At 71.5% G+C, this 26,387-nt stretch carries 24 protein-coding genes; 12 read left to right on the top strand and 12 right to left on the bottom strand.

Annotated features, from left to right (window positions below; translation table 11 throughout):
* Window positions 1-59 precede the first annotated feature (59 nt).
* Window positions 60-1,025: a helix-turn-helix transcriptional regulator gene (locus AC068Z_RS13520; protein ID WP_478554762.1), complete on the bottom strand. Its 966-nt coding sequence runs from the start codon at window positions 1,023-1,025 to the stop codon at window positions 60-62.
* A gap of 62 nt (window positions 1,026-1,087) precedes the next feature.
* Between AC068Z_RS13520 and AC068Z_RS13515 the strand changes: the two genes are divergently transcribed.
* The 5 genes from AC068Z_RS13515 (at window position 1,088) to AC068Z_RS13495 (ending at window position 7,613) form a co-directional block, all read left to right on the top strand.
* A complete protein-coding gene (locus AC068Z_RS13515; protein ID WP_478554761.1) occupies window positions 1,088-2,602 on the top strand; it encodes an MFS transporter in 1,515 nt (504 codons plus the stop codon).
* Window positions 2,603-2,824: 222 nt separating this feature from the next.
* Window positions 2,825-3,586: a DeoR/GlpR family DNA-binding transcription regulator gene (locus AC068Z_RS13510; protein WP_478554760.1), complete on the top strand. Its 762-nt coding sequence runs from the start codon at window positions 2,825-2,827 to the stop codon at window positions 3,584-3,586.
* Entirely contained in the window at window positions 3,583-4,530 is a 948-nt protein-coding gene (gene pfkB, locus AC068Z_RS13505; RefSeq protein ID WP_478554759.1) for a 1-phosphofructokinase, read from the top strand. The genes AC068Z_RS13510 and pfkB overlap by 4 nt, the downstream gene beginning before the upstream one ends.
* Before the next feature lie 436 nt (window positions 4,531-4,966).
* Window positions 4,967-7,237, top strand: coding sequence for a PTS fructose transporter subunit IIABC (locus tag AC068Z_RS13500; RefSeq protein WP_478554758.1), 2,271 nt, complete (start codon window positions 4,967-4,969; stop codon window positions 7,235-7,237).
* Window positions 7,238-7,358: 121 nt separating this feature from the next.
* Window positions 7,359-7,613 (top strand): hypothetical protein, encoded by a 255-nt coding sequence (locus AC068Z_RS13495; protein WP_478554757.1) that lies wholly within the window; start codon window positions 7,359-7,361, stop codon window positions 7,611-7,613.
* Window positions 7,614-7,616: 3 nt separating this feature from the next.
* Here AC068Z_RS13495 and AC068Z_RS13490 read toward each other — a convergent pair whose 3' ends face one another.
* The 4 genes from AC068Z_RS13490 to AC068Z_RS13475 all read right to left on the bottom strand — a co-directional run bounded on the left by AC068Z_RS13490 (window position 7,617) and on the right by AC068Z_RS13475 (window position 12,284).
* Window positions 7,617-8,363, bottom strand: a complete 747-nt coding sequence (locus AC068Z_RS13490) for a DUF6227 family protein (RefSeq protein WP_478554756.1) — start codon at window positions 8,361-8,363, stop codon at window positions 7,617-7,619.
* 157 nt (window positions 8,364-8,520) lie between these two features.
* Window positions 8,521-9,741 (bottom strand): L,D-transpeptidase, encoded by a 1,221-nt coding sequence (locus AC068Z_RS13485; protein ID WP_478554755.1) that lies wholly within the window; start codon window positions 9,739-9,741, stop codon window positions 8,521-8,523.
* Between the two features lie 230 nt (window positions 9,742-9,971).
* On the bottom strand, window positions 9,972-11,009 hold the full coding sequence (locus AC068Z_RS13480) for a P1 family peptidase (protein WP_478554754.1): 1,038 nt from the start codon (window positions 11,007-11,009) through the stop codon (window positions 9,972-9,974).
* Between the two features lie 39 nt (window positions 11,010-11,048).
* Window positions 11,049-12,284: a low temperature requirement protein A gene (locus AC068Z_RS13475; protein WP_478554753.1), complete on the bottom strand. Its 1,236-nt coding sequence runs from the start codon at window positions 12,282-12,284 to the stop codon at window positions 11,049-11,051.
* 86 nt (window positions 12,285-12,370) lie between these two features.
* On the opposite strand from AC068Z_RS13475, the gene AC068Z_RS13470 reads away from it, so the two are divergent.
* Complete coding sequence (locus AC068Z_RS13470; protein WP_478554752.1) at window positions 12,371-12,553, top strand: hypothetical protein; 183 nt, start codon at window positions 12,371-12,373, stop codon at window positions 12,551-12,553.
* A 61-nt stretch (window positions 12,554-12,614) separates the two neighbouring features.
* On the opposite strand, the gene mscL is transcribed toward AC068Z_RS13470, so the two are convergent.
* The 6 genes from mscL to AC068Z_RS13440 all read right to left on the bottom strand — a co-directional run bounded on the left by mscL (window position 12,615) and on the right by AC068Z_RS13440 (window position 18,444).
* Window positions 12,615-13,091, bottom strand: a complete 477-nt coding sequence (gene mscL, locus AC068Z_RS13465) for a large conductance mechanosensitive channel protein MscL (protein ID WP_478554751.1) — start codon at window positions 13,089-13,091, stop codon at window positions 12,615-12,617.
* A 138-nt stretch (window positions 13,092-13,229) separates the two neighbouring features.
* Complete coding sequence (locus AC068Z_RS13460) at window positions 13,230-13,796, bottom strand: hypothetical protein (protein WP_478554750.1); 567 nt, start codon at window positions 13,794-13,796, stop codon at window positions 13,230-13,232.
* A gap of 187 nt (window positions 13,797-13,983) precedes the next feature.
* On the bottom strand, window positions 13,984-14,817 hold the full coding sequence (locus AC068Z_RS13455) for an S-methyl-5'-thioadenosine phosphorylase (protein ID WP_478554749.1): 834 nt from the start codon (window positions 14,815-14,817) through the stop codon (window positions 13,984-13,986).
* Window positions 14,818-14,916: 99 nt separating this feature from the next.
* On the bottom strand, window positions 14,917-15,222 hold the full coding sequence (locus AC068Z_RS13450) for an FmdB family zinc ribbon protein (protein ID WP_478554748.1): 306 nt from the start codon (window positions 15,220-15,222) through the stop codon (window positions 14,917-14,919).
* Window positions 15,223-15,289: 67 nt separating this feature from the next.
* Window positions 15,290-16,582 (bottom strand): MFS transporter, encoded by a 1,293-nt coding sequence (locus tag AC068Z_RS13445; protein WP_478554747.1) that lies wholly within the window; start codon window positions 16,580-16,582, stop codon window positions 15,290-15,292.
* Window positions 16,583-16,875: 293 nt separating this feature from the next.
* Window positions 16,876-18,444, bottom strand: coding sequence for a potassium/proton antiporter (locus AC068Z_RS13440; protein WP_478554746.1), 1,569 nt, complete (start codon window positions 18,442-18,444; stop codon window positions 16,876-16,878).
* Between the two features lie 239 nt (window positions 18,445-18,683).
* On the opposite strand from AC068Z_RS13440, the gene AC068Z_RS13435 reads away from it, so the two are divergent.
* Complete coding sequence (locus AC068Z_RS13435) at window positions 18,684-21,494, top strand: penicillin acylase family protein (RefSeq protein WP_478554745.1); 2,811 nt, start codon at window positions 18,684-18,686, stop codon at window positions 21,492-21,494.
* Window positions 21,495-21,578: 84 nt separating this feature from the next.
* Here the strand turns inward: AC068Z_RS13435 and AC068Z_RS13430 are convergent, their stop codons facing one another.
* The gene (locus AC068Z_RS13430; protein WP_478554744.1) at window positions 21,579-22,199 is read right to left on the bottom strand and encodes a 5-formyltetrahydrofolate cyclo-ligase; all 621 of its coding nucleotides are present in this window, start codon (window positions 22,197-22,199) and stop codon (window positions 21,579-21,581) included.
* Between the two features lie 93 nt (window positions 22,200-22,292).
* On the opposite strand from AC068Z_RS13430, the gene galU reads away from it, so the two are divergent.
* The 5 genes from galU (at window position 22,293) to AC068Z_RS13405 (ending at window position 26,309) form a co-directional block, all read left to right on the top strand.
* Window positions 22,293-23,195 (top strand): UTP--glucose-1-phosphate uridylyltransferase GalU, encoded by a 903-nt coding sequence (gene galU / locus AC068Z_RS13425; protein ID WP_478554743.1) that lies wholly within the window; start codon window positions 22,293-22,295, stop codon window positions 23,193-23,195.
* Between the two features lie 5 nt (window positions 23,196-23,200).
* A complete protein-coding gene (gene glp / locus AC068Z_RS13420) occupies window positions 23,201-24,523 on the top strand; it encodes a molybdotransferase-like divisome protein Glp (protein WP_478554742.1) in 1,323 nt (440 codons plus the stop codon).
* A gap of 129 nt (window positions 24,524-24,652) precedes the next feature.
* Window positions 24,653-25,132: a cyclic pyranopterin monophosphate synthase MoaC gene (moaC, locus tag AC068Z_RS13415; protein ID WP_478554741.1), complete on the top strand. Its 480-nt coding sequence runs from the start codon at window positions 24,653-24,655 to the stop codon at window positions 25,130-25,132.
* Window positions 25,129-25,644 (top strand): MogA/MoaB family molybdenum cofactor biosynthesis protein, encoded by a 516-nt coding sequence (locus AC068Z_RS13410; protein WP_478554740.1) that lies wholly within the window; start codon window positions 25,129-25,131, stop codon window positions 25,642-25,644. Before moaC ends, AC068Z_RS13410 begins: the two co-directional genes overlap by 4 nt.
* Window positions 25,645-25,664: 20 nt before the next feature.
* Window positions 25,665-26,309, top strand: coding sequence for a GNAT family N-acetyltransferase (locus AC068Z_RS13405; protein WP_478554739.1), 645 nt, complete (start codon window positions 25,665-25,667; stop codon window positions 26,307-26,309).
* The last annotated feature ends 78 nt before the right edge of the window (window positions 26,310-26,387 follow it).

Here is a 26,387-nt window from a genome sequence, read left to right as displayed (position 1 = left end):
GCGCGCGGGTCATCGTGGAGAGCGCGCGCGGGTCACCGAGGAACGGCGCGCGCGTGGGGTCAGCCTGCTGCCGCCCTGCTCAGGCGGCCGCCCAAGTCCCTTACGCACCGCACCAGTTCCGCCGGCTCGTGGACCGTGAACTCACAGTCGATCATCGCGAGACGTACCGCCATCCACTCCACGGCGTCCCCGCTCGTCGCGCGCAGGCGGCAGGTGTCGGTGTCGATCGGCTCGGGGGTGCCGAGCCACTGGGGCAGGCGGGCCGCGACGAACTGCGCGGGGGCGGCGAAGGTGACGCTGAACTCGTAGGTCTCCTGCCGCCGGTACATCGACTGCCGCAGATACTCGGCCGCGCTGCCCGTCGGCAGCTCGCGCGGGGCGAAACGGGCGCCGGTGGCGAAGGGCTCGCTGACCCGGTCCACGCGGAAGGTCCGCCAGTCGTCGCGGTCGAGGTCGTAGGCGACGAGGTACCAGCGGCGGCCGGTGGAGACGAGCCGGTAGGGCTCGGTCAGCCGGCGCGACTCCGTGCCGTCGCCCGCGCGGTAGGCGAAGCGCAGCCGCTCCTGCCCGGCCACCGTCGAGGCCATCACGGTCAGCGTCTCCGGTGCGATGCTCGCGCCGTCGCCGCTGGTCAGCGGGGTGGTCGCGGCCTGGAGCGTGGCGACCCGGTGGCGCAGCCGGCCGGGCAGCACCTGCTCCAGCTTGGCGAGGGCCCGCACGGAGGCCTCGTCCACGCCCGCCACCGCGTGCCCGGCGCCCGCCCGCAGCCCGACCGCGATGGCCACCGCCTCCTCGTCGTCGAGGACGAGCGGCGGCATCGCCTTGCCCGCGACGAGCCGGTAGCCGCCATCGGAACCCTTGGTCGCCTGCACCGGATAGCCCAGCTCGCGCAGCCGGTCGATGTCGCGCCGTACCGTGCGCCGGGACACCCCGAGCCGGCCGGCGAGCTCGCCGCCGGGCCATTCGCGGGGCGTCTGGAGGAGGGAGAGGAGCTGCAGCAGCCGGGCCGGAGTGTCTGTGGTCATGTCTTCGAGGATGCCGGATGATTAGGCCATGATCTGACCTATTGGGGTCTTAGCTTTGGTGCATGACCTCCAGCGAGTCCCATCTCCAGACCCCGGCCCAGGATCGGCGACGTTGGTTCGCCCTGGCCATCGTCATGACGGCGGCCTTCATGGACCTCGTCGACGTGACGATCGTGAACATCGCGATCCCGTCGATCCAGCAGAACGACGGCGCCTCCGAGAGCCAGATCCAGTGGATAACCGCCGGCTACGCCCTCGCCTTCGCGGCGGGCCTGATCACCGGCGGGCGGCTCGGCGACATCCACGGCCGCAAGAAGCTGTTCCTCCTCGGGATCGGCGGCTTCACGCTGGCCTCCGCGCTGTGCGGCTTCGCCGCGAACCCGGAGATGCTGGTCGCCTCCCGCATCCTCCAGGGCGCGATGGCGGCGCTGATGGTGCCGCAGGTGCTGTCGATCGTGCACGCCACCTTCCCCGCCCACGAGCGCGGCAAGGTGTTCGGGCTGTTCGGCGCGGTCGTGGGGCTCGGGGCCGTGTCCGGTCCGCTGCTCGGCGCGCTGCTGACCGAGTGGAACCTCTTCGGCCTCGAATGGCGCCCGATCTTCCTCATCAACCTGCCGGTCGGCATCGCGGGCCTGATCCTCGGCAGCCGCTACATCACCGAGTCCAAGGCCGCCCGGGCCCCCCGGCTGGACCTGGTGGGCGTGGCCCTGGTGACGCTCGGACTGCTGATGCTCCTCTACCCGCTGACCCGCGGCCGTGAGCTGGGCTGGCCGCTGTGGGGGTACGTCTCGATGGGCGGCGCGCTCGTCGTGCTCGGGGCGCTGGTGGCGTACGAGCGGCGCAAGGCCGCGCGCGACGGCTCTCCGCTGATCGAGCTGTCCCTGTTCAAGGTGAAGAGCTTCGCCGCGGGCATCGCCGTGCAGACCGTGTTCGGTGTCGGGCTCGGCATCTTCTTCCTGGTGTGGACGCTGTACATGCAGCTCGGCCTCGGCTGGGGGCCGCTGAAGGCGGGTCTGACCGGGGTGCCGTTCTCGCTCGCGGTGTCCACGGCGGCGGGTCTGTCGGTGCAGAAGCTGGTGCCGCGGTTCGGGCGGGGCGTGCTGCAGGCGGGGGCGCTGGTGCTCGGTCTCGGTGTGCTGCTCTACATGTGGGAGTCCGAGCGGTACGGCATGGACATCGCCCCCTGGCAGATGGCGCTCCCGCTGGTCGTGATGGGCGTGGGCATGGGGCTGATCGTGGCCCCGCTGACCGACGCGATCCTCTCCGAGGTGCCGCGGGAGCACGCGGGCTCGGCGTCGGGGCTGATCAACACGGTGCAGCAGATGGGCAACGCGCTCGGGCTCGGGCTGGTGTCGGTCGTGTTCTTCGGGGTGGTCGACGACCGGATCGAGGCGGCCGGGCCCGCGGGTGTCGGTCCGGCGTTCGTGGACGGCTTCCAGCACGCGCTGGGCTGGGTGGCGGGGGTGATGGGCGTCATCTTCCTGCTGATGTTCGCCCTGCCGCGGCGGCCCGCGCAGCACGTGGAGGGCGCTGCGGAGGAGGTCTCCGGGGAGAAGGTGCCGGTGCCGGTCGGCTGAACCGGCGGATCGTCTGGAGCAAGGGCCCTGCGCTGTGGCGTGGGGCCCTTCCGTGTTGGCGTGTGTGGATCCAGGGACCGGAAGTCCGTTCATGCCCGGCTTTCCGCGGCCTCTCCTGTCCGTTCATGCCCGAGTTGGGTCCGAACCTGTTTACTTTCCGGAAATCCCGGCGTAGCCTCCGGTGAAACCACAAATTCGGGCACTGGTCGGAGGCGAACGGAAATGTACGCACCGGAGCGGCAGCAGGAAATCCTCCGGCTCGCCCGTGACGGCGGCCGGGTGGACGTGCTGTCGCTGGCCGAGGAGTTCCAGGTGACGGCGGAGACGATCCGCCGGGACCTGAAGGCGCTGGACCGCGCGGGCCTGGTGCGCCGGGTGCACGGCGGCGCCATACCGGTCGGCCGTCTCGACTTCGAGCCGGACCTTGCCGAACGCGAGTCCACGGCCGCCGACGAGAAGGACCACATCGCCAAGGCAGCCCTCGCGGAACTCCCCACCGACGGCACGATGATCCTCGACGCCGGTACGACGGTCGCCCGCCTGGCCGCCGCCCTCCCGCTCGAGGCCTCCCTCACCGTCGTCACCCACAGCCTCCCGATCGCGGCGCGCCTCGCGGACCACCCCGGCATCCAGCTCCACCTCGTCGGGGGGCGCGTACGACACCGGACGCGCGCCGCCGTCGACGCCTGGGCGCTGCGGGCGTACGGCGAGATCCGGGCCGATGTCCTCTTCGTCGCGGCCAACGGCTTCTCCGCCGACCACGGTCTGACCACCCCCGACCTCGCCGAGGCCGCGGTGAAGCGCGCGGCGGTGGCCGCGGCCCGCCGTGTGGTGCTGCTCGCCGACTCCTCCAAGCACGGCCAGGAGCACTTCGCCCGCTTCGGCGACCTGGGCGATGTGGACCTGCTGATCACCGACAGCGGGCTGAGCCCCGAAGACGCCGCCGCCATCGAGCGCGGCGGCACGGAAGTAGTGCGCGCATGATTCTCACCGTCACCCCCAACCCCTCCCTGGACCGCACCTACGAGGTCCCCTCGCTGGAGCGCGGCGAGGTCATCCGCGCCACGGGTGAGCGCATGGACCCGGGCGGCAAGGGCGTGAACGTGTCCCGCGCCGTGGCGGCCGCCGGACGGCGCACGGCAGCGGTGCTGCCCCTGGGTGGTGCGCCGGGGGCGCTCGTCGCCAGTCTGCTCGCCGCGCAGGCCATCGAGGTCACGGCGGTGCGGATCGCCGGGGCCACCCGCTCGAACATCGCGCTCGCGGAGAGGGACGGGGTGCTGACGAAGATCAACGCGCCGGGTCCGGAGCTGACGGCCGCCGAGCAGGAACTGCTGCTGGAGACGGTGCGGGAGCAGTCGCGGGACGCGGACTGGATCGCGTGCTGCGGGAGCCTGCCGCTGGGGCTCGCGCCGGCGTGGTACGCCGATGTCGTGGCGCGGGCGCACGCGGAGGGCGCGCGGATCGCGCTGGACACCTCGGGGCGTGCGCTGCTGGAGGCGTTGCGTGAGCGGCCCGATGTGGTGAAGCCGAACGCGGAGGAGCTCGCGGAGGCCGTCGGGCGCCCCCTGTCGACGGTGGGCGACGCGGTGAAGGCGGCCGAGGAGTTGCGCGAGATGGGCGCACGCGCCGTGCTCGCGAGCCTGGGCGCGGACGGGCAGCTGCTCGTGGACGGCGCGGGCGCCTGGTTCGGCAGCGCGCGGGTGGACACCGTGCGCTCCAACGTCGGCGCCGGTGACTCCTCGCTCGCGGGCTTCCTGATCGCCGGTGGCAGCGGCCCCGAGGCGCTCGCCTCCGCCGTCGCGCACGGCGCCGCCGCCGTACAGCTGCCCGGCAGCGTGATGCCGTCGCCGGGAGACCTGGACCCCTCTTCCGTCACGGTCACGGCGGACGTGCCGGTGGACCGCGCACTGAAGGAGCCGGTGTCATGACGTACCGCGCCGCGCCCTCCGCCGAGCCGGCCGCCCCGGCTGCGGCAGGGCGAGGCTCCTCGCTTCTCGCCGAGGACGACGGGAGACGGAGCCGGCCGAGCCGCCTCATCGCCGTCGTCCGAGGTAGGCGGGGTTGCCTGAGCTGTCCTGTCGTCCAAGGGAGCCGGGGGCACGTGAGCCGTTCCGTCGCCCGAGGGAGCCGGGGTCACGTGAGCCGGTCCCTCACCCGAGGGAGCCGGGGTCACCTGAGCCGTCCCCTCACCCGGGGGAGGCGGGGTCGCCCAAGTCTCCCTGTCACCGGGGAAAGGCGGGGATTCCCCGGTCCCGCCTCCGTTCCCTCCCGCTCCCCCTCCCCCTCACACTCCCCCCACTGCACCCCCGTCCCCACCCCCGCCCACCCCACTCCCCGGGCGATACGCGTGCGAAGGAGCCCGCGATGAGCGACATGATCACCGCGGACCTGGTCGATCTCGACCTGTCCGCCGACACCAAGGAAGCCGCGGCCCGCGCCCTCGCCGAGCGCATGGTCGCGCTGGGCCGGGTGACCGACCTCGACGGCTTCCTCGCCGACGTCGCCGCCCGCGAGGCCCAGATGCCGACCGGCCTCGACGGCGGCATCGGCATCCCGCACTGCCGCAGCGAGCACGTCACCGAGCCGACACTCGCGTTCGGGCGCAGCGCGGCGGGCGTCGACTTCGGCGCCGCGGACGGTCCGGCGGACCTCATCTTCCTGATCGCGGCGCCGGCCGGCGCGGACGACGCCCACCTGACGATCCTGTCCTCGCTGGCACGGCAGCTGATGAACGCGGAGTTCACCGACGCGCTGCGGTCGGCGGCGGACCCGGGGTCGGCGGCGGCGCTGATCCGCGGGGAGGAGGTGCCGGGGGCGCACGCGGGTGCGGAGGGCGCTTCCGAGGGCGCGCACGGCGCTGAGGGAGGCGCGAACGGCGCGGAAGAGGGCGTGAGCGGCGCGGGCGAAGGCGTGCACGGCGCTGCTGAGGGTGCGGGCGGCGCTCTTGGGAGCGCGAGCGGCGCTGTCGGGGGCGCGCACGGCGCGCAGAGCGTCGCCAAGGACTCCGCTGCGGCGCCGGGGGCGGCCTCCGCCGGCGCCGCAGCGGGCAGCACGGCCCCGGCGCCGGGCGCGGACGCCAAGAGCGCAACCGTCCCGGCGCCGGGCGCCTCCGTCGTCACCGGCGAGCGCCCCTTCCGTATCGTCGCCGTCACTTCCTGCCCGACCGGCATCGCCCACACGTACATGGCGGCCGAGTCCCTGGAGAACGCCGGCCGTGACGCGGGCGTCGAACTCGTCGTCGAGACCCAGGGATCGGCCGGCTTCACCCGGCTCGACCCGGCGGTCATCGCGGCGGCGGACGGCGTGATCTTCGCGCACGACGTGCCCGTACGGGACAAGGACCGCTTCGCCGGGAAGCCGACGGTCGACGTGGGCGTGAAGGCCGGCATCAACCGCCCTGCCGAACTCATCGGCCAGGTGCGCGAGAAGGCGGCGCGCGGAGAGGTGAGCGCGGGGGCGCCCGCGGGCACCGGCACGCCGGTGGAGCGCGCCGGTGAGCCCGGCGAGGGCTACGGCACCAAGCTCCGCAAGTGGCTGATGTCCGGCGTCAGCTACATGGTCCCGTTCGTCGCGGCGGGCGGTCTGCTGATCGCCCTCGGCTTCGCGATCGGCGGCTGGGAGATCAACAAGGCTCCCTCGGTCATGGAGCACTTCGACTGGACCCAGGTCGACAGCTGGGGCGCCCTGCTCTTCCAGATCGGCGGCGTCGCCTTCGGCTTCCTGGTCCCGGTCCTCGCCGGCTACATCGCGTACGGCATGGCGGACCGGCCGGGCCTCGTCCCCGGCTTCGTCGGCGGCGCGATCTCGCTGACCATCAACGCGGGCTTCCTCGGCGGCCTGGCGGCCGGTCTCATCGCCGGTGGTGTGGTGATGGCGATCCAGCGGGTGAAGATCCCGCCGGTGCTGCGCGGCATCATGCCGGTGGTGGTGATCCCGCTGATCTCCACGCTGATCGTCGGCTTCCTGATGTTCGTGGTGATCGGCAAGCCCATCGCCGAGGCCCAGCAGGCCATGACGGACTGGCTCGACGGCCTCTCCGGCGCCAACGCCATCCTGCTCGGCGCCCTGCTCGGCCTGATGATGTGCTTCGACCTCGGCGGCCCGGTCAACAAGGTCGCGTACGCCTTCGCCACGGCCGGTATCGCCGTCGCCGACCCCAGCGACTCCGCGATGAAGGTCATGGCCGCGGTGATGGCCGCCGGCATGGTCCCGCCGCTGGCGATGGCCCTGGCCACCACCGTCCGCGGCAAGCTGTTCACGCAGACCGAGCGCGAGAACGGCAAGGCCGCCTGGTTCCTCGGCGCCTCCTTCATCTCCGAGGGCGCCATCCCGTTCGCGGCGGCCGATCCGCTGCGCGTAATCCCCGCCTCGATGGCGGGCGGCGCGGTCACCGGCGCGCTGTCCATGGCCTTCGACGCCACCCTGCGCGCCCCGCACGGCGGCATCTTCGTCGTCCCGCTGATCGGCAACCCGCTGCTCTACCTGGTCGCCATCGCGGCCGGCGTCTGCGTCACGACGGCCCTGGTGGTCGTCCTGAAGGGCATGCGCAAGCCGGCCCCGGGCGCCGCGCCCGCCGAGCCGGGTGCCGACCCGGCGGCCGCGACGGCGGAGCCCAAGCAGCCGGTGGCGGCCTGAACGCCACGGCTGCCGGCGCCCCGAGGCGCCCCTATTAGGGCGCTGTGAGTGGTTCACGGCACCTGCGAGATACGTCACGGTCCGGGGTCAAAGTCCCGGACCGTGGTGTGTACTGGGGCGCATGCCTGAGCACGTCTCGATCTTCCAGCTGCTGGGCGTCGGCCTGCTCGCCCTGCTGACCGTCGCCTGGGTGATCGGGCTGGCCCGCGTCCTGCGCGCCGCCCGCCCCACCGCGGCCCAGTGGCCCAACGGCCCCGCCCTGCACGCCCTCCCGCACCAGCGACAGGCGGGCCCGCACCTGGAGTCGGTACAGCTCACCCCGGCCGAACAGGACGCGTTCGCGGGCCTGGTGCGCCAGCTCAGCGACGGCCGCTGAGCGCTACGACCTCTGCGCCGCCCGCCGCTCCATCGCGTCCCGGGCCGCGTCCTCGCTGACGTACACCTCGCACATGTGCCGCCCGTCCGGCGTCGCCGTGTGCTCGACCTCCCACAGGGAGATCTCCTCGCCGTCGCGCAGCAGGAAGGCGTGCTCGTAGAGCGAGAAGCACAGCCCGGCGCGCCCCGCCCGGCACGGGCGCCCGAAGGCCTGTGTGATCTGGTGCGCGAACGCCGTCGTCAGCAGCGCGGCGGTGTCCGAGCCCGGCCGGTCGGGATTCTCCGCGCGGCGCAGGAGCCGGCGCGCGTGGTCGGCGGAGTCGTCCGGCACGTACGTGTGACGCGGCGCGTGCACCGGCGACAACTGGACCGTCACCGGCAGCTCGAAGTCCGGCGCGTCCGGCGGCAGGGGCAGGCGCGCGGTGGCGGCGCGCAGCTCCTCCTCGTCGGCGTACACCTCGTGCTGCGGGGCGCTGCCCGGCGCGGTGTTGTGCACGAGCTCCCACAGGGTGAGCGCCGAGCCGTCGGCGAGCAGCCAGGTGTGCCGGTACGTCTCGCGGTGCCGGCCCGCGCTGTGGTGCGCGGAGTGCAGCGAACTGTCGTGCGCCAGCGCGCAGTCGAGCCGCCCTATCACCTCGTCAGGCAGCTCGAAGGAGTTCAGGGCGCGGCCGAGCAGTCGCGCGAGGTGCTCCTCCGGAGACTCCGGCGACTCATGGGATTCGTACGCTGCCGTCTCGTACGGAACGCTCAAGGCTTCTCCCGGCGTTGCTGCATGTCACCTTGTGGGTGCATACCGTAGCCCCTCGGTCGGACATCATGTCCGGGAACCGAGAAAACGTACGCACGTAAAACGCGCGGGCCGCGCGGATGGTTCCCGCGCGGCCCTACGAACCGTCAGAAGTCCCTGCTCAGGCGCCACTTCCCGCGGTCCACTCGCTCCACGGCAAGTTCCATCCGTTGAGTCCGTTGTCCGGCGCCACCGACTTGTCGGGGGAGTTCTTCACGATCACCACGTCGCCGATCAGCGAGTTGTCGTAGAACCACTTCGCCGTCGTGTCGCCCTGCGCGCCCCGCACGTCCTGCAGCCCGACGCAGCCGTGGCTGGTCCCCTGCCGGCCGAAGGGCGGATTGCCCTTGTTGTACCAGTAGTTGCCGTGCAGGAAGGTCCCCGACGTCGTCAGCCGCATCGCGTGCGGCACGTCCGGGATGTCGTACGCGTCGGCGAGGTTCACCGTTTGGCTGTTCATCCGCGTCTGGACGAGCTTCTCGGAGATCACCATCTGCCCGTTGTACGTCGGGAACTCCGCGCTGCCCGCCGAGATCGGCACCGACTTGAGCGTCTTGCCGTCCCGCGTGACCGTCATCGTCTGCGTCTTCACGTCGACCGTCGAGACCTGCGAACGCCCGATGGTGAAGGTCACGGTCTTCTTCTGCACCCCGTAGACGCCGTTCGCGCCCTCGACCCCGTCCAGGTCGATCTTCATCGTGACCTTGGAGCCGGCCTTCCAGTACTCCTCGGGCCGGAAGTCGAGCCGCTGCCCCCCGAACCAGTGGCCCACGACCTCCTGCCCACTGCTCGACGTGACGGTGATGCCCGACTGCACGGCCTTCTTGTCGCTGATCGCCTTGTCGAAGGTGAACGACACCGGCATCCCGACGCCCACCTTCGTCCCGTCGTCCGGCGTGTACGTCCCGATGAAGCTGTTCTCCGGCGTGACCGTCGTGAAGCTGGACTCGGCCGCGGTGGTCTTCCCGTCCGCGTCCTTCGCCTTCGCCGATATCTCATACTTCGTCCCGCGCTCCAGCTGCTCCTTCGGCTTCCAGCTCCCGCCGTCCGCCGCTATCGCCCCCGGAACGGCCTGCCCCGTCTCCGCCACCGTCATCTTCACGTCAGTGAGGTCACCGCCGCTGACCTTCACGCCGGTGGAGTTGATCGACGCGCCCGACGAACCGTTCTTCGCCGAGATCACGATCTTCGCGGCCGACGTCCTGGCCGAGCCGCCGCCACCCTTGTCGTCGTCGTTCTTGGCGTTGGCGCTCCCGCCACAAGCGGTGAGGGTGAGGGCGCCGACCATCAGGACGGCACAGGTCCCCAGTGCGCGCCGCGCTGCTTTGTCCGGCGTTGTCACAGGCTGCTCCAAGTTCGCGTGATGTGCGTGGTCCGATCCGGTGCGTGCAGAGAGAGGGAATCCGCAACGGGTCGGGTTCCCTCCATTCGCCATGAACGCCATCACGTGACAGAACCGGGACATTCGGGAGCGGGGTGGGGTGAGGGCGGCGGGAGAGGCGGGCCGCGGGGCGGGCGGGGCGTGCCCGATCGACGTGACGTGTACGGCCGTTGGGTGCGCCCCGCGCCCCCTCAGGACCGCCCGCCGCCCCCGTACAACTCCCCGTACGACGGCCAGGCCCCACCCGTCCCGTCCACCGGCTCCGCGGCGCGCACCGCGCGCACGATCGCGCGCGTCACCACATCCGCGCCCGCGGCGAGGATCTCGTTGAGCGCGAGCGGGCTCCCGGCGTCGAGCGTGCGCGCCCCGGTCGCCAGCGCGAACACCGTGTCGCCGTCGTTGAGCAGGTGCACCGGCCGCACAGCGCGTGCGATGCCGTCGTGCGCCGTCCCGGCCAGCTTCTGCGCCTGCGCCTTGGAGAGTTCGGCGTCGGTCGCGACCACGGCGAGCGTGGTGTTCAGCGGAGGAGGCGTGTTCCTGGCCGCGGTCTCGGCGAGGCGCAGGCGCGCTGCCTCATGAACGCGCGCCTCGGGATACTCCACGCGCCCCTGGTACAACTCCCCGTACAGCACACCGGTTTCCGGATCCAGGGCGCTCCCCACCGCGTTCGCCACCACCAGCGCGCCGACGGTGATCCCCGAGTCGAGCACCACGCTCGCCGTCCCGACCCCGCCCTTGAGCGCCCCCAGCACCGCCCCCGTACCGGCCCCCACGCACCCTTCCCGTACGCCGGCGCCGACGGCGCTCGCCGCTGCCTCCTCGACCGCCGCCCGCCCCGTCGCCGCGTCCGGCCTGGCCCGGAAGTCGCCACCCCGCCCCAGGTCGAAGACGCACGCCGCGGGGACCACGGGCACGACATGCGCCGGATCCGGCCCGACGCGCACGCCGCGCCCCTGTTCCTCCAGCCAGGCCATCACGCCGGAGGCCGCGTCCAGTCCGTACGCGCTGCCCCCGGTCAGGACGATCGCCTCGACCCTCTGCACCACGTTGCGCGGGTCGAGGGCGTCGGTCTCCTTGGTGCCGGGCCCGCCGCCCCGCACATCGACCGCGGCGACGGCCCCGCCCTGCGGAGCGAGGACGACAGTGGTGCCGGTGAGCCAACCGTCGCCGGTCCGCGTGGCGTGTCCCACCCGCAGACCGGCGACGTCCGTCAATGCGTCAGCTGTCATGGGGCCAGTGTCGTCCAGCCGGCGCGCACGCCGGTGACGTCAGCCGGCCGGCGTCGCCTCCGAGGAGGCTGTTCTGTTCCCGCGCGCGGTCATACGGGCCGTCAGCGTCGTCCCGGCCGCCACCGCCAGCGCTGAGACGACGCCCGCCGCGAGCACCGCCCAGTCGCCGAGGAACGAACAGGCGATGACGAGCAGTGCCGTCGTCGGCAGTACCAGCTGCTGCGCGATGCCCACCTTGAAGTGCCGCGAGTGCAGCGCCCACACCATGAGCAGGTACAGCGCCGTCGGCAGGGTCACCGCGGCCGAGGCGGCCAGCGTGGAGATGTGCGCCTTGCCGACGGTCTGCTCGACCGCGACCTCCAGGCCGGCGCCGATCGCGGCCGCCGACGCGAAGATCAGGTAGTGGCCGTAGCCCCAGAGGAAGGACTGCCGGTTGGAGCGCAGATGGCCGTGGATCGGCACCACGAAGTAGATCCACCAGGCCGAGAAGATGATCAGGAGCCCGCCCGCGGCGATCGGCAGGAGGTCGCCCAGCGCCTCGTTCTCGTCGAGGGCGGTCTTCACGGCGACCGTGGCCGCGGCGATCGTCTCGCCGAGCACGATGATCGTGAACAGGCCGTACCGCTCGGCGATGTGATGCGGGTGCCAGGACGTCGCGTGGGCCTTCTCCGCGTACGCCGGTACGCACATCTCCAGGATCGCCATGACCAGGAACAGCCAGGCCCGTGCTCCCTCGGGCAGGATCACCAGCCCGAGCCAGCCGATCTGGCACAGGAACACCCCGCCGGCATAACGCAGGGCCGTGGTTCTCTCGGGTCCCGTCGCGGAGCGCGCCACACGCAGCCACTGGGCCGTCATCGCCAGCCGCATGATCACGTAACCCAGCCAGACGGCCAGGAAGTCGTGGTCCTCGAACGCCTTGGAGACCCCGGCCGCCAGGACGAGCACGCCGGCGATCTGCACCAGGGTGACGACCCGGTAGAGGACGTCGTCGTTGTCGTAGGCCGACGCGAACCAGGTGAAGTTCATCCACGCCCACCAGATGGCGAAGAAGACCATCGCGTAGTTGAGGATGCCCTCGCCGGTGTGCGCCTCGGCCACGGAGTGCACGAGTTGCACGCCGGCCTGGGCGATGGCGACGACGAAGCACAGGTCGAAGAAGAGCTCGAGCGGAGTGGCCGCGCGGTGCCCCTCGCCGCGGGCGCGGGCCTTGAGCGTGCGCAGGGGGCCCCGGCTTGCGGGTGCGTTGGAGGAAGGGGACGAGCTTGACGTCATGTGACCAAGCACAACAGATGGGGCGCCGATTTTCTTGTGAACCTCTTCGCGCGAGGGGGTCCGCGCCAGGGCCGTACTCTTGAGGCATGGACACCGCCCCCACCCCCGAGCCGCGCGAGCCGAAGGCCGCGCTGATCTTCGACGATCCCCTGGACCAGCAGTCCTCGGACGACACCGACCGCGGGTGGGGCGAGCGGCCGAGCGGGACGGGCGACAGCGCGGCCGACCTCAAGCGCTTCCTCGACGAGAAGCCGCCCCACCACATCTGAGCCCGCGCGGGCCCAGCGCGGGCCCAGCGTGCGCCCGCGCGCACAGCCCCTTCGAGCGTCGCTACGACCCCTCGCGCCCCGGGCCGCGCTGCGCGACCAGCGCGTCGCGGATCTCCTTCAGCACCTCCAGCTCGGTCACCTCGATGACCTCGTGGGTGCCTTCCTTCGCCTTGCGGCGGGCCTCCTGGCGGGCCAGGTACTTCGCCATCGGCAGCACCATCAGGAAGTAGACCACCGCCGCGGTGATCACGAAGGAGAGCGTCGCGCCGAGGACCGAGCCCCACAGGATCATCACGCCGCTCGTGACCGTGCCGTCGGCGGCCTTCTCGCACGGGCCCTTCAGGCACGAGCTGTAGCTGTCGAGGTTCTTGGTGCCGATCGCCCCGACGAGCGGGTTGATCACGCCCCTCACCACCGAGTTGACGATGTTGGTGAAGGCGGCGCCGATGACCACCGCTACCGCCAGGTCGACGACGTTGCCGCGCATCAGGAAGGCCTTGAAGCCGTCCAGGAGGCTCGGTTCCTTCTTCTCGCTCACCTCGGGGACTCTCCTCGTACGCGCAAGTTGTGGAACAGATCGCTCCGCAACCTACGTCAGCGCTGAGCCATTCTGTCCAATCCGATAGCTCGAAAGAGCGACTTGACACCCAGTCACGCACAAGCCGCAACACGCGGTTCAGCACAGCGTCACCGCCAGTCGTGCCGTCGCGCTCGCGCCCACGAGACGGGCCGCGGTGGAGCGCGGCACCGTGAGCACGACCAGCGCGCCACTGTCCACCGCGTCGCCCAGCGCCTCCGGCACCTTCGTCACCCGCGCGCCGCGCGCGACCACATGGGCGTCGCCGCCCGCGGCAGTCTCCTCGGCCGCGATGACGTCGACCCGGTCACCCGGGCGCAACAGCCGTACCGTCGCCCCGTCGGCGATCCGCACCGGCGCCGTCACCATCTGGACGGCGCGCCGCTCGCGTCCGGGCTCCGCCGCGGGATGTCCGCGCGCCCGGTCGGCGTCTCGGGGGCCCGCCGCCACGAGCGCGGCCGCCGTGACCGCGAGACCCGCGGCCACGGCCCGCCGTCGATGCCGGACGAGCCGGCGCAGCCGGAACCGTCCGCCGCGCACCCGCACCGGAGCGAAGTGCGGCACCTCGCAGGTCGGGGGAGCGTCCGTGCCGAGCCGGCGCGGGGTGAGGGGAGGGGCGGACGCGGGTGAGGAGGGAGAGGGAGTAGGGGACGGACCGAAGGACACGGGGAACCACCACCTGCCACGAGGGAACGGCTTGCGAGGCCCACGATGAGGCTTCGCGCCGCCGCCCGCTGAGGCCGGTGGACGACCGAGGGGTTGTGGACAACTCCCTCACCCGAATGGGAGCTTCCGCCGTCCGATCCGGTCCGGTCCGCTCCGATTCGCTCCGGTCCGCTCCGGTCCCGCGTCCCTACGGCAGCTCGAATCCCGGGTCCATCCCGCCGAGCGCGGAGGTGCACAGGCAGTCGCGCTCCTCGGTCGAGGGCAGCGCGGCCACGGCGTCGAACAGCACGCCCCGCAGCCGGTCCACGTTCGCGGCGAACACCCGCAACACCTCGTCGTGCGAGACGCCCTCGCCGGTCTCGGCGCCCGCGTCCAGGTCCGTGACCAGGGTCATCGACGTGTAGCAGAGCTCGAGTTCGCGGGCGAGCGCCGCCTCGGGGTGACCGGTCATGCCCACCACGGACCAGCCCTGCGACTGGTGCCACAACGATTCGGCACGGGTGGAGAAGCGCGGCCCCTCGATCACGACCAGCGTGCCGCCGTCCACGGGCTCCCAGTCCTGGCCGCGCGCCGCCTTCAGCGCGGCGGCCCGTCCGGCCGGGCAGTAGGGGTCGGCCAGCGACACGTGCACCACGTTGGGCACGGCGCCGCCGGGCAGGGGCAGCCCGTCGAAGTACGTGCCCGCGCGGGACTTCGTACGGTCGACCAGCTGATCGGGCACGAGCAGCGTGCCCGGACCGTACTCGGCCCGCAGACCGCCGACCGCGCACGGGCCGAGGACCTGGCGCACCCCCACCGAACGCAGCGCCCACAGGTTGGCCCGGTAGTTGATCCGGTGCGGCGGCAGATGGTGCCCCCGTCCGTGCCGGGGCAGGAAGGCGACCCGGCGGCCGGCGATCTCGCCCAGGAAGAGGGAGTCGCTGGGCGCGCCGTACGGGGTGTCCACCTGGATCTCGGTCACGTCGTCGAGGAACGAGTAGAACCCGGAGCCGCCGATTACACCGATCTCTGCGTTCGCCATGCGGTCACCCTAGCTGGCGGCCGATCGCCGCAGAGAGGGGCTGCGGGAAACGCCGAGAACCCCGCCGTCCTGCGACGGCGGGGTCCCGGAAGCGAAGTGCTACGCGGCGGAGCTGCTGCTGGTCGAGGTGCCCGAGCTCGACGGCTTCGAGTCCGAGGACGACGAGGAGGACGACGTGGAGGACGTCGACGACTTCGACGACGACGCCGGCGAGCTGCTCGACGAGGAGCCGCGGCTGTCGTTGCGGTAGAAGCCGGAGCCCTTGAAGACGATGCCGACCGCGGAGAACACCTTCTTCAGGCGGCCACTGCAGTTGGGGCACTCGGTCAGAGCGTCATCGGTGAACTTCTGCACCGCCTCGAGGCCCTCGCCGCACTCGGTGCACTGGTACTGGTAGGTCGGCACTGTCTTCCTCCTGGCACTCTCACTCAATGAGTGCTAACGACGGTCCATAGTGACGTATTCCTCGGGATCAGTCCACCGTCACCGGCGTGCGGTGACCGACGCCACGTGCGACGGTACGGCTGCGGGGGCGCGCCGCCAGCCGCGACCGCAGCGCCAGGAGCGTGGCGAGGGCGAGCAGCGTGCCGCCCATCGGCACCAGGAATCCGGCACCGCCCCAGAAGCGGTCCTCCAGTTGTCCGGCGACCGTGACGGCGGCCGCCTGGCCCAGCGCCACCGCGCCGGTCAGCCAGGTGAAGGCCTCGGTGCGCGCCCCGGCCGGGACCAGGCCCTCCACCAGCGTGTAGCCGGTGATCAGGGCGGGCGCTATGCACATGCCGACGAGCAGGCCGAGGCCGGCCAGGACCAGCACCGAGTGCGCGGCCCACAGTCCGGACGCGGCCAGCGCGAGGGCTGCGTAGCCGACGACCAGGCGCCGCTGCGGGGCGATCTTCCAGGCGATGGCACCGCAGGCGATGCCGGAGATCATGTTTCCGGCGGCGAAGACGCCGTACAGGACGCCGTTGAGTCCGGGTTCGCCGATCGATTCGGTGAACGCCGCCAGCGACACCTGCATGCCGCCGAAGACGGAGCCGATGCCCAGGAAGGTCACGATCAGCACGCGCACGCCGGGAACGCGCAGCGCGGAAACCTGCTTCACGCGTGCGTGCCCGTCGAGGGTGACGGAGGGCTGCGTGCTCTTCTGCGCGGCGAACAGCAGACCGCCCACCAGCGTCAGCGCGGCCTCCGTGACCAGACCGGCGGCCGGGTCGACGGCGGTGCACAGCGCGGTGGCGAGCAGCGGGCCGAGGACGAAGGTCAGCTCGTCGGTGACGGACTCGAAGGCCGCCGCGGTGGTCATCAGGGGCGAGCCCTGGAGCTTCACGCCCCAGCGGGCGCGGACCATCGGGCCGACCTGCGGAACCGAGGCACCCGTGGGCACGGCCGCCGCGAACAGCGCCCACAGGGGGGCGTCGGCGAGGGCGAGCGCCGTCAGCGTCAGACCCGCCAGCGTGTGCACCAGCACACCGGGGATCAGGACGGCGCGCTGTCCGTACCGGTCGGCGAGGCGCCCGCTGTAGGGCGCGAACAGCGCCATGGAGACGCCGGTGACGGCCGCCGCGGCGCCCGCGGCGCCGTACGAGCCGGTGGTGTGCTGCACGAGCAGCACGATGGAGATCGTGAGCATCGCGAACGGCTGGCGCGCCGCGAAGCCGGGGAGCAGGAACGTCCAGGCGCCGCGGGTGCGCAGCAGCTGTCCGTATCCCGGGCGGGAGGAGGCCGACGGGGTGGTCGACGGCTCGGTGGTGACCGTGGATTCCACGGCCCGTGCCTTTCTGCCGCCTGGTAGCGCGGTCCCTGCAGATGGGGGACACCGCCGAGAGCTGTCCTCTTGCGCGGAACTGCGGTAGATACCGGCGCCCACTGAGGAGGGCGTCGCGGCCGCCATACGGTCGCGCCAGCTCTGCGTCAGGCAGAGTTGGTTCGATCAAGGTGCGCCTTCATCGTACAGGGATCAACGGCATGTGTACCTGTGAAAACGAGCACCACAGTGCCGGAGCGCCTGTGAATGAAGGGGGAGCGAACAGGGCGAAAAACGCCCTTATCGGCCCTCGCTCAGCGCCGCCCGCCCGGCCCCGCCCCCCGGTTCCGGGGTCCGCCGTTCCCGTTCGCCCCCAGCCACCCGGCCAGCTTGCCTCCGCGTCCCACGGCTCGCAGCCGCCGCTCGGCGGCGTCCCGCACCGGATCCGTGGCGACCACGAGCAGCTCGTCCCCGCGGCGCAGCACCGTCGTCGGCAGCGGCACGAACGATGTGCCCTCCCGCACGACCAGGGTGACGGCGGCCCCGGCGGGCAGGCGCAGCTCGTTGATCTCGACGCCGTGCATCTTCGAGCCCGCGGGGATCGCCACCGACAGCAGGTGCCCCCGCAGCCGCTCCAGCGGGGCCGACTCGATGCCCAGGTCGGAGGCGGCCTCCGCGTCCTCGCCGAGCCGCAGCTTGCGGGCGAGCCAGGGCAGGGTCGGGCCCTGGACGAGGGTGTAGACGACGACCAGGACGAAGACGACGTTGAAGATCCGGCGGCTGTCCTCGACGCCGCCGACCATCGGGATCGTCGCCAGGATGATGGGGACGGCGCCGCGCAGGCCCGCCCAGGACATCAGCGTCTGCTCCTGCCACGGCACCCGGAACGGGGTGAGGCAGAGCAGGACGCTGAGCGGGCGCGCGATCATCGTCAGCACCAGGCCGATGAGGAGCGCGGGCAGGATGTCGTCGCCCAGCTCGTGCGGGGTGACCAGGAGCCCGAGCAGGACGAACATGCCGATCTGGGCCAGCCAGCCGAGTCCGTCGGCGAACCCGCGCGTGGCCGGCCAGTGGGGCAGCTTGGCGTTGCCCATCACCATCGAGGCGAGGTAGACCGCCAGGAAGCCGCTGCCGTGGGCCATGGCGCCCGCGGCGTACGCCACGACGGCGATGGCCATCACGGCGATCGGGTAGAGGCCGGAGGCGGGCAGTGCCACGTGCCTGAGGCCCCAGGAGCCCAGCAGGCCCACCGTGATGCCGAGCGCGGCGCCGATGGCGAGCTCCAGCAGTATCTCGCCGACCAGCACGTACCAGTGCTCGATGGGACCGGCGTGCGAGAAGGCGACGACGAGGATGACCACGGGCGCGTCGTTGAAGCCGGACTCCGCCTCCAGCGTGCCCGTCACGCGCGCGGGGAGGGGGATCTTCCGCAGTACGGAGAAGACCGCGGCCGCGTCGGTCGAGGAGACGACGGCTCCGATGATGAGCGCCTGACGCCATTCCATGCCGGTGAGGTAGTGCGCCGCCGTCGCCGTGACGCCGACGCTCACCGCGACTCCCACCAGCGCCAGCGCGGTGGCGGCGGGAAGGGCCGGCTTGATCTCCTTCCACTTCGTGCCCAGACCACCCTCGGCCAGGATGACGACCAGGGCCGCATACCCGATGACCTGCGTCAGCTCGGCATTGTCGAACTTGATGTCGCCGATACCGTCCTGGCCCATGACGACGCCGATGCCCAGGTACACGAGCAGGCTGGGGAGCCCGCTGCGCGAGGAGATCCGGACCGCTGCGACGGCGACGAGCAGGACGAGCGAGCAGACGAGCAGGAGCTGGTTGAGGTCGTGGACAGTCAGCGGCCGTTCCCTTCCCTGGCTCACGGGCACACGCGCGTGAGCTCACGTACATAGGACACGAAGTGGTGGAACTCCGCACCCAACTACTTCGTTACCTTACCTAACTCTTGACGATTTCTTGACGCTTCGCCGGGCATGATCGAACGCTCGTGCGCGCTGGTTCCCCACTCCGCGTCAAGTGGCACCGGGCCCTGCGCCTATGGTTGCTCCAGCGCTCAGTCAAATGGATAAGCCCGCCTGCCGCTCGCGTTAGGACAGCAAGGACAGCGATGCCCCCCAACACCACCGCCTCTACGGGTCAGCAGCCCCGCAAGTCCGGCAGGAAGAAGGGGCGCAGAGCCCGTCTGATCGTCCTCGTCCTCGTGCTGTCCATGATCGGAGGCGTCGCGTACGGGGCGTACTGGTCCATCAGTACGGTGCGCGCCTCGTTCCCGCAGACCAAGGGTTCGATCACGCTGGACGGCCTGTCGGGCCCGGTCGACGTGAAGCGCGACGGCTACGGCATCCCGCAGATCTACGCCTCCTCCGACGAGGACCTGTTCATGGCGCAGGGCTACGTCCAGGCGCAGGACCGGTTCTACGAGATGGACGTGCGCCGTCACATGACCTCCGGGCGCCTGTCGGAGATGTTCGGCAAGAGCCAGGTCGACAACGACGAGTTCCTGCGCACCCTGGGCTGGGACCGGATCGCGAAGGAGGAGTACGACAGCAAGCTGTCGGACGCCACCAAGTCGTACCTCCAGGCCTACGCCAAGGGAGTCAACGCCTACCTGGAGGGCAAAGAGGGCGAGGAGCTCTCGCTGGAGTACGCCGCCCTCGGTTTCGCCAACGACTACAAGCCCGCGGAGTGGACCCCGGTCGACTCCGTGTCGTGGCTGAAGGCGATGGCCTGGGACCTGCGCGGCAACATGGAGGACGAGATCGACCGGGCGCTGATGACCAGCCGCCTGGGCCCGAAGCAGATCGAGGACCTCTACCCCCAGTACCCGTACGACCGCAACAAGGCGATCGTCCAGGAGGGCCAGTACGACGAGCTGACCGGGACGTACGAGCAGGGCGACGCCACCTCCACCGACGGCACCTCCACCGACGGCACCTCCACCGGCGGCGCGTCCACCGACGGCACCTCAACGGCCGGCACGTCCGCCGAGGGCACCACCACGGGCACGAGCGGCACCACGGGCCTGCAGAGCCAGCTCTCGGGCCTCTACGGCGTCCTGGAGGACCTGCCGACGGCCGTCGGCGTGAACGGCAACGGCATCGGCTCCAACTCCTGGGTCGTCTCCGGCGACCACACCATCACCGGCAAGCCCCTGCTGGCCAACGACCCGCACCTGTCGGCGTCGTTGCCGTCCGTCTGGTACCAGATGGGCCTGCACTGCCGCAGCCTGTCGAGCAAGTGCCAGTACGACGTCACGGGCTACACGTTCGCCGGTATGCCCGGTGTGATCATCGGGCACAACAAGAACATCTCCTGGGGCATGACCAACTCCGGAGTCGACGTCACCGACCTCTACCTGGAGAAGCTGACCGGCGACGGCTACCTGTACGACGGCAAGGTCAAGCCGTTCACCACGCGCGAGGAGACCATCAAGGTCGCCGGCGGCGAGCCGAAGAAGATCGTCGTCCGGGAGACGGACAACGGTCCGCTGCTCTCCGACCGCAGCGACGAGCTGGTGAAGGTCGGCAAGAAGGCCGAGGTCGACGCCTCCGCGCCCGACCGCGGTGACGGCTACGGCATCTCCCTGCGCTGGACCGCCCTGGACGCGGGCACCTCCATGGACGCCGTCTTCGCCATGGACAAGGCCGCGAACTGGGAAGACTTCCGCTCCGCCGCCGCTCTGTTCGACGTGCCCTCGCAGAACCTGGTCTACGCCGACACCGAGGGCCACATCGGCTACACCCTGCCCGGAAAGATCCCCACGCGCGCGGAGGGCGTCGACGGCACGATCCCGCAGCCCGGCTGGGACTCCAAGTACCGCTGGACCGGCTACGTCCCGAAGGAAGAGCTGCCCTTCGAGTTCGACCCCGCGCGCGGGTACATCGTCACCGCCAACCAGGCCGTGATCGACAAGGACAAGTACCCCTACACGCTCACCGAGGACTGGGGCTACGGCACGCGCAGCCAGCGCATCACCGACCTGATCAAGTCGAAGATCGACGACGGCGGCAAGGTCTCCACCGACGACATGCGCCAGATGCAGCTGGACAACAGCAGCGAGATCGCCAAGCTGCTGGTGCCGAAGCTGCTGAAGCTCGACATCGACGACAAGCACGTCCGCGAGGCCCAGAAGCTGCTGGAGGGCTGGGACTACACCCAGGACGCCGACTCGGCGGCCGCCGCCTACTTCAACTCGGTCTGGCGCAACATCCTCAAGCTCTCCTTCGGCAACAAGCTGCCCAAGGAGCTGCGGGTCAAGGGCCAGTGCCTGTGGGTCGACCCGGTGAACACCACCGGGCCGGCGGACGAGACCGAGAAGGTCCGCGAGTGCGGTCAGCGCGACGCCGACCAGGCCCAGCCGGACGGCGGCGACCGCTGGTTCGAGGTCGTGCGCAACCTCATGGACGACGAGGACAGCGACTGGTGGAAGACGCCCAAGTCAGGCACCCGTCCCGCGGCCGACAACCGTGACGAACTGTTCGAGCGGGCCATGATCGACGCCCGCTGGGAGCTGACCGCCAAGCTGGGCAAGGACATCGACACCTGGAGCTGGGGCCGGCTGCACCGCCTGTTCCTGAAGAACCAGACCCTCGGCACCGAGGGTCCCGGCTTCCTGCGGTACGCGCTCAACCGCGGCCCCTGGAAGCTCAGCGGCGGCGAGGCGACCGTCAACGCCACCGGCTGGAACGCCGCCGGCGGCTACGGCGTCATCTGGGTGCCGTCGATGCGGATGGTGGTCAACCTCGGCGACCTCGACAAGTCGAAGTGGATCAACCTCACCGGCGCCTCCGGGCACGCCTACAACGCCCACTACACCGACCAGACGGACAAGTGGGCCGACGGCGAGCTGCTGGACTGGTCCTTCTCCAAGAACGCGGTCGAGGAGAGCACGAGCGACACCCTGGTGCTCAAACCGTGAGCCACTGACGGCGAACGGCGTCAAGGGGCCTTCCACGCGCGCGTGGAGGGCCCCTTCGCTCGTGAGGGGGGCGGGTGCGAGGACTCAGGTCGCGGGGAAGCGCCGTACGCCCGACGGCGTCACCACCGCGTGCACCGGCCGGTCGTGCGCCTCCGCCGGGACGCGCGCGACGACCTCCGTGTCGTAGAGCAGCACCACCAGCGCGGGACGGGCGTCCGCGCGTTCCAGTCGCGCGAGCACGCGGTCGTACGAGCCCCCGCCGCGCCCCAGCCGCATGCCGCGCGCGTCGACCGCGAGCCCGGGCAGCAGCACCACGTCCGCCGTGGTCACCGCGTCCGGGCCGAGGCGTTCGCCGACGGGCTCGAAGAGGGCCATCCTGCCGCCGTGTTGAACCCGCGCGAGGGAGTCCTCGCCGGTGTACGCGCCCCAGTCGAGGTCGTTGTCGGGCAGGAGCGCGGGGAGCAGGACGTGCACGCCCCGCGTGCGCAGCGCGTCCAGCAGCGCGAGCGTGCCCGGCTCGCTCCCCACCGAGACGTACGCTGCCACCGTGCGCGCACGCGCCAGCTCGGGCAGGGCGAGCGCGCGCGCCGCCAGCGCGAGCGACGCCGCCTGCACGTCATCGGCCGTCAACCTGCTTCTCACCGTGAGGAACTCTCGCCGCAACGTTCGCTTGTCAGGCTCAGCCGGACGTCCGAAGTGACTCACTGGTCGTACCCGTACCCTTCCAATGCGCTCATATGAGAGCCAATTAACCGGAGCCACAGATTCCCTACAAAGGCACCGGATAAGGTTGCGGGCATGACTCAGTCGCACCCTCGGATCAGCAAGGCTGTCATCCCCGCAGCGGGCCTCGGCACCCGGTTCCTGCCGGCCACCAAGGCCACTCCCAAGGAGATGCTGCCGGTCGTCGACAAGCCGGCGATCCAGTACGTGGTCGAGGAGGCCGTCTCCGCGGGCCTCGACGACGTCCTCATGATCACGGGCCGTAACAAGCGCCCCCTCGAGGACCACTTCGACCGCAACTACGAACTCGAGTCCGCGCTGCAGAAGAAGGGCGACGCCCAACGGCTCGCCAAGGTCCAGGAGTCCAGCGACCTCGCCACCATGCACTACGTGCGCCAGGGCGACCCCAAGGGGCTCGGCCACGCGGTGCTGTGCGCGGCCCCGCACGTCGGTCACGAGCCCTTCGCCGTCCTGCTCGGCGACGACCTCATCGACCCCCGCGACCCGCTCCTCGCGCGCATGGTCGAGGTCCAGGAGCAGCGCGGCGGCAGCGTCATCGCGCTCATGGAGGTCGCTCCCGAGCAGATCCACCTCTACGGCTGCGCGGCGGTCGAGGCCACCGAGGACGGCGACGTCGTCAAGGTGACCGGCATGGTGGAGAAGCCCGACGCCGCGGACGCCCCGTCGAACTACGCGATCATCGGCCGGTACGTCCTCGACCCGCACATCTTCGACATACTGCGCAAGACCGAGCCGGGCCGCGGCGGCGAGATCCAGCTCACCGACGCCCTCCAGCAGCTCGCCGCGGACGAGAAGGTCGGCGGCCCCGTGCACGGCGTCGTCTTCAAGGGCCGCCGCTATGACACCGGGGACCGTGGCGACTACCTGCGTGCCATTGTCAGACTCGCATGCGAACGTGAAGACCTGGGACCGGACTTCCGGACCTGGCTTCGCAGTTACGTAGCCGAGGAGATGTAGCCACTTTGAGCAGCGCCGCGCCCCGCACCACCGGCCAGGACCACCTCTGGTCGGTGGACGAACACCTGGAGGACATCCTCGCGACCGTCCGCCCCCTCGAACCCATCGAGCTGCAACTGCTCGACGCCCAGGGCTGCGTCCTGGTCGACGACGTCACGGTGCCGGTGTCCCTGCCGCCGTTCGACAACAGCTCCATGGACGGGTACGCGGTACGGGTCGCCGATGTCGCGGGCGCGAGCGAGGAGTTCCCGGCGGTCCTGGAGGTCGTCGGGGACGTCGCGGCGGGTCAGGCGGAACTGCTCCAGGTGGGCCCCGGCCAGGCCGCCCGCATCATGACCGGTGCCCCGCTGCCGCCCGGCGCCGAGACCGTCGTACCCGTCGAATGGACCGACGGGGGACTCGGCGAGGGCCCCGTCGCCGGGATGCGCGCCCGCAGCCTCGCGCCCGAGGGCGCGTCCGGGCAGGTGCACGTGTACCGGCCCGCCGAGGCACGCGCGCACGTGCGCGCGAAGGGCAGTGACGTGAAGGCCGGCGACCGCGCCCTGGAGGCCGGTACCGTCCTCGGCCCGCCGCAGATCGCCCTGCTCGCCGCGATCGGCCGCGGGACGGTACGCGTCCGCCCCCGCCCGCGCGTGGTCGTAATGTCCACCGGCAGCGAACTCGTCCAGCCCGGCGAGGAATTGCGCAGCGGCCAGATCTACGACTCCAACAGCTTCGCCCTCACGGCGGCCGCGCGGGACGCCGGCGCCATCGCCTACCGCGTGGGCGCCGTCGCCGACGACGCCGAGACGCTGCGCTCGACCATCGAGGACCAGCTGGTGCGCGCCGACCTCATGGTGACCACCGGGGGCGTGAGCGTCGGGGCGTACGACGTCGTCAAGGAGGCGCTCGAGTCCGTCGCCGACGAGGACGAGGCGGGCAGTGGCATCGAGTTCCGCAAGCTCGCCATGCAGCCCGGCAAGCCCCAGGGCTTCGGCTCCATCGGCCCCGACCACACCCCGCTGCTCGCCCTCCCCGGCAACCCCGTGTCGTCGTACGTCTCCTTCGAGATGTTCGTGCGACCCGCGATCCGCACCCTCATGGGGCTGGAGGACGTCCACCGGCCGCGCACGACCGCGACGCTCACCGCGGACAAGGCGCTGACCTCGCCGAAGGGGCGCAGACAGTTCCTGCGCGCGACGTACGCCGACGGAGCCGTCACCCCGGTCGGCGGCGCCGGATCGCACCTGGTCGCGGCCCTCGCGCACGCCGACGCGCTGATCGTCGTCCCCGAGGACACGGAGTCCGTCGAGCCCGGCGCCGACGTCGAAGTCGTGCTGCTCGGCTGAGCCCGCACGCGCGTGCCGGTCCGCGGGCCGGTCCTGCTCCGGTGCGCGCGCCGACTTGGCGGTACCGTGTCGCGCACAGCAGGCCCAGCGCCGCACCGCGAGGGGCCCGGACCGGGAGCGCCACACAGCATGAGTACGCAGGACCGACTGACGCACATCGACGACGCGGGTGCCGCCCGCATGGTCGACGTATCGGAGAAGGACGTGACCGCGCGTACCGCTCGCGCGAGCGGGCGCGTCCTGGTCTCGCCCCGGGTGATCGAGCTGCTGCGGGGCGAGGGCGTGCCCAAGGGCGACGCGCTGGCCACCGCCCGGATCGCGGGCATCATGGGCGCCAAGCGCACCCCGGACCTGATCCCGCTGTGCCACCCGTTGTCGGTGTCGGGTGTGAAACTGGATCTGTCGGTCGCGGACGACGCCGTGGAGATCCTGGCCACCGTGAAGACCACGGACCGCACGGGCGTCGAGATGGAGGCCCTCACCGCGGTCTCCGTCGCCGCGCTCACCGTGATCGACATGGTCAAGGCGGTCGACAAGGGAGCGGTCATCACGGACGTACGCGTGGAGGAGAAGACGGGCGGCAAGTCCGGCGACTGGAGCCGGGCGTGACCGCCGGGGCGCGCCGCGCGCTGGTCGTGACCGCCTCCAACCGCGCCTCCGCCGGTGTCTACGAGGACAGGGGCGGCCCGCTGATCGCCGAGGGGCTGCTGGGTTTCGGCTTCACCGTCGAGGGGCCGCAGGTCGTCCCCGACGGCGACCCGGTCGAGGCCGCGCTGCGAGCCGCCGTGGACGCCGGCTACGACGTCGTCGTCACCACCGGCGGCACCGGTGTCTCGCCCACCGACCGCACACCCGAGGCGACCCGCAGGGTGATCGACTACGAGGTGCCGGGCATCGCGGAGGCCATCCGGGCGTTCGGACGGGAGAAGGTGCCGACCGCCGCGCTCTCCCGGGGCCTCGCCGGAGTGGCGGGCGGCACGCTGATCGTCAATCTGCCGGGTTCCACCGGCGGGGTGAAGGACGGGCTCGCCGTCCTGGAGCCCTTGCTGGCGCACGCCGTCGACCAGATCCGCGGCGGCGATCACCCCAGACCCGGCGCCGGCAGTGGGGGTGCGAGCTGAACAGCCCGTCCTGGCCCGTCGTGCTGGCGGACGGCGATGTCGTCCTCCGGCCGATAACGCTGCGCGACCAACGGGCGTGGCGTGAGGTCAACCGGCGCAACCGGGACTGGCTGCGCCCCTGGGAGGCGACCATTCCGCCGCCCACGCCCAGCGGGCCGATCGCGCACCGGCCGACCTACCGCCAGATGGTCCGCCACCTGCGCTCCGAGGCGAACTCCGGCCGCATGCTGCCGTTCGTCATCGAGTACCAGGGACGGCTCGTCGGACAGTTGACGGTCGCCGGGATCACCTGGGGTTCGATGTGCTCGGGGCACGTCGGCTACTGGGTCGACGAGGCGGTGGCGGGCCGCGGGGTGATGCCGACGGCGGTGGCGCTCGTCGTCGACCACTGCTTCCGGACCGTCGGACTGCACCGCGTCGAGGTCTGCATTCGCCCGGAGAACGGGCCGAGCCGCCGGGTGGTGGAGAAACTCGGATTCCGCGAGGAAGGGCTGCGGCCGCGTTATCTCCACATCGACGGGGCCTGGCGGGACCACCTCGTGTTCGCGCTCACCGCGGAGGAGTCGCACGACGGGTTGCTGAACCGCTGGCACCGGGCACGATCCCAGGGCAGGACGCACGACGGCCCGCGCAACGCGCACAACACCCCGGGGAATCCCGGGTAGCCGAGAAATTGAATAAGTGTTCGATATTGATCGGCTCGTGACCGTCTCGGAGCGCTGAATTCGCCGCCTCTGCGGCCT

This window comes from Streptomyces sp. NPDC043726, assembly GCF_056436565.1.
This window is presented reverse-complemented; position numbering and strand designations above follow the sequence as displayed.

What these genes read in the sequence shown, in the direction of transcription:
- AC068Z_RS13510 (WP_478554760.1), top strand. Translation starts at nt 2,825, where the DNA reads ATGTACGCACCGGAGCGGCAGCAGGAAATCCTCCGGCTCGCCCGTGAC.
- galU (WP_478554743.1), top strand. Translation starts at nt 22,293, where the DNA reads ATGACTCAGTCGCACCCTCGGATCAGCAAGGCTGTCATCCCCGCAGCG.
- AC068Z_RS13435 (WP_478554745.1), top strand. Translation starts at nt 18,684, where the DNA reads ATGCCCCCCAACACCACCGCCTCTACGGGTCAGCAGCCCCGCAAGTCC.
- AC068Z_RS13475 (WP_478554753.1), bottom strand. Translation starts at nt 12,284, where the DNA reads ATGACGTCAAGCTCGTCCCCTTCCTCCAACGCACCCGCAAGCCGGGGC.
- AC068Z_RS13500 (WP_478554758.1), top strand. Translation starts at nt 4,967, where the DNA reads ATGAGCGACATGATCACCGCGGACCTGGTCGATCTCGACCTGTCCGCC.
- AC068Z_RS13480 (WP_478554754.1), bottom strand. Translation starts at nt 11,009, where the DNA reads ATGACAGCTGACGCATTGACGGACGTCGCCGGTCTGCGGGTGGGACAC.
- pfkB (WP_478554759.1), top strand. Translation starts at nt 3,583, where the DNA reads ATGATTCTCACCGTCACCCCCAACCCCTCCCTGGACCGCACCTACGAG.
- AC068Z_RS13455 (WP_478554749.1), bottom strand. Translation starts at nt 14,817, where the DNA reads ATGGCGAACGCAGAGATCGGTGTAATCGGCGGCTCCGGGTTCTACTCG.
- AC068Z_RS13520 (WP_478554762.1), bottom strand. Translation starts at nt 1,025, where the DNA reads ATGACCACAGACACTCCGGCCCGGCTGCTGCAGCTCCTCTCCCTCCTC.
- moaC (WP_478554741.1), top strand. Translation starts at nt 24,653, where the DNA reads ATGAGTACGCAGGACCGACTGACGCACATCGACGACGCGGGTGCCGCC.
- AC068Z_RS13495 (WP_478554757.1), top strand. Translation starts at nt 7,359, where the DNA reads ATGCCTGAGCACGTCTCGATCTTCCAGCTGCTGGGCGTCGGCCTGCTC.
- AC068Z_RS13470 (WP_478554752.1), top strand. Translation starts at nt 12,371, where the DNA reads ATGGACACCGCCCCCACCCCCGAGCCGCGCGAGCCGAAGGCCGCGCTG.
- AC068Z_RS13515 (WP_478554761.1), top strand. Translation starts at nt 1,088, where the DNA reads ATGACCTCCAGCGAGTCCCATCTCCAGACCCCGGCCCAGGATCGGCGA.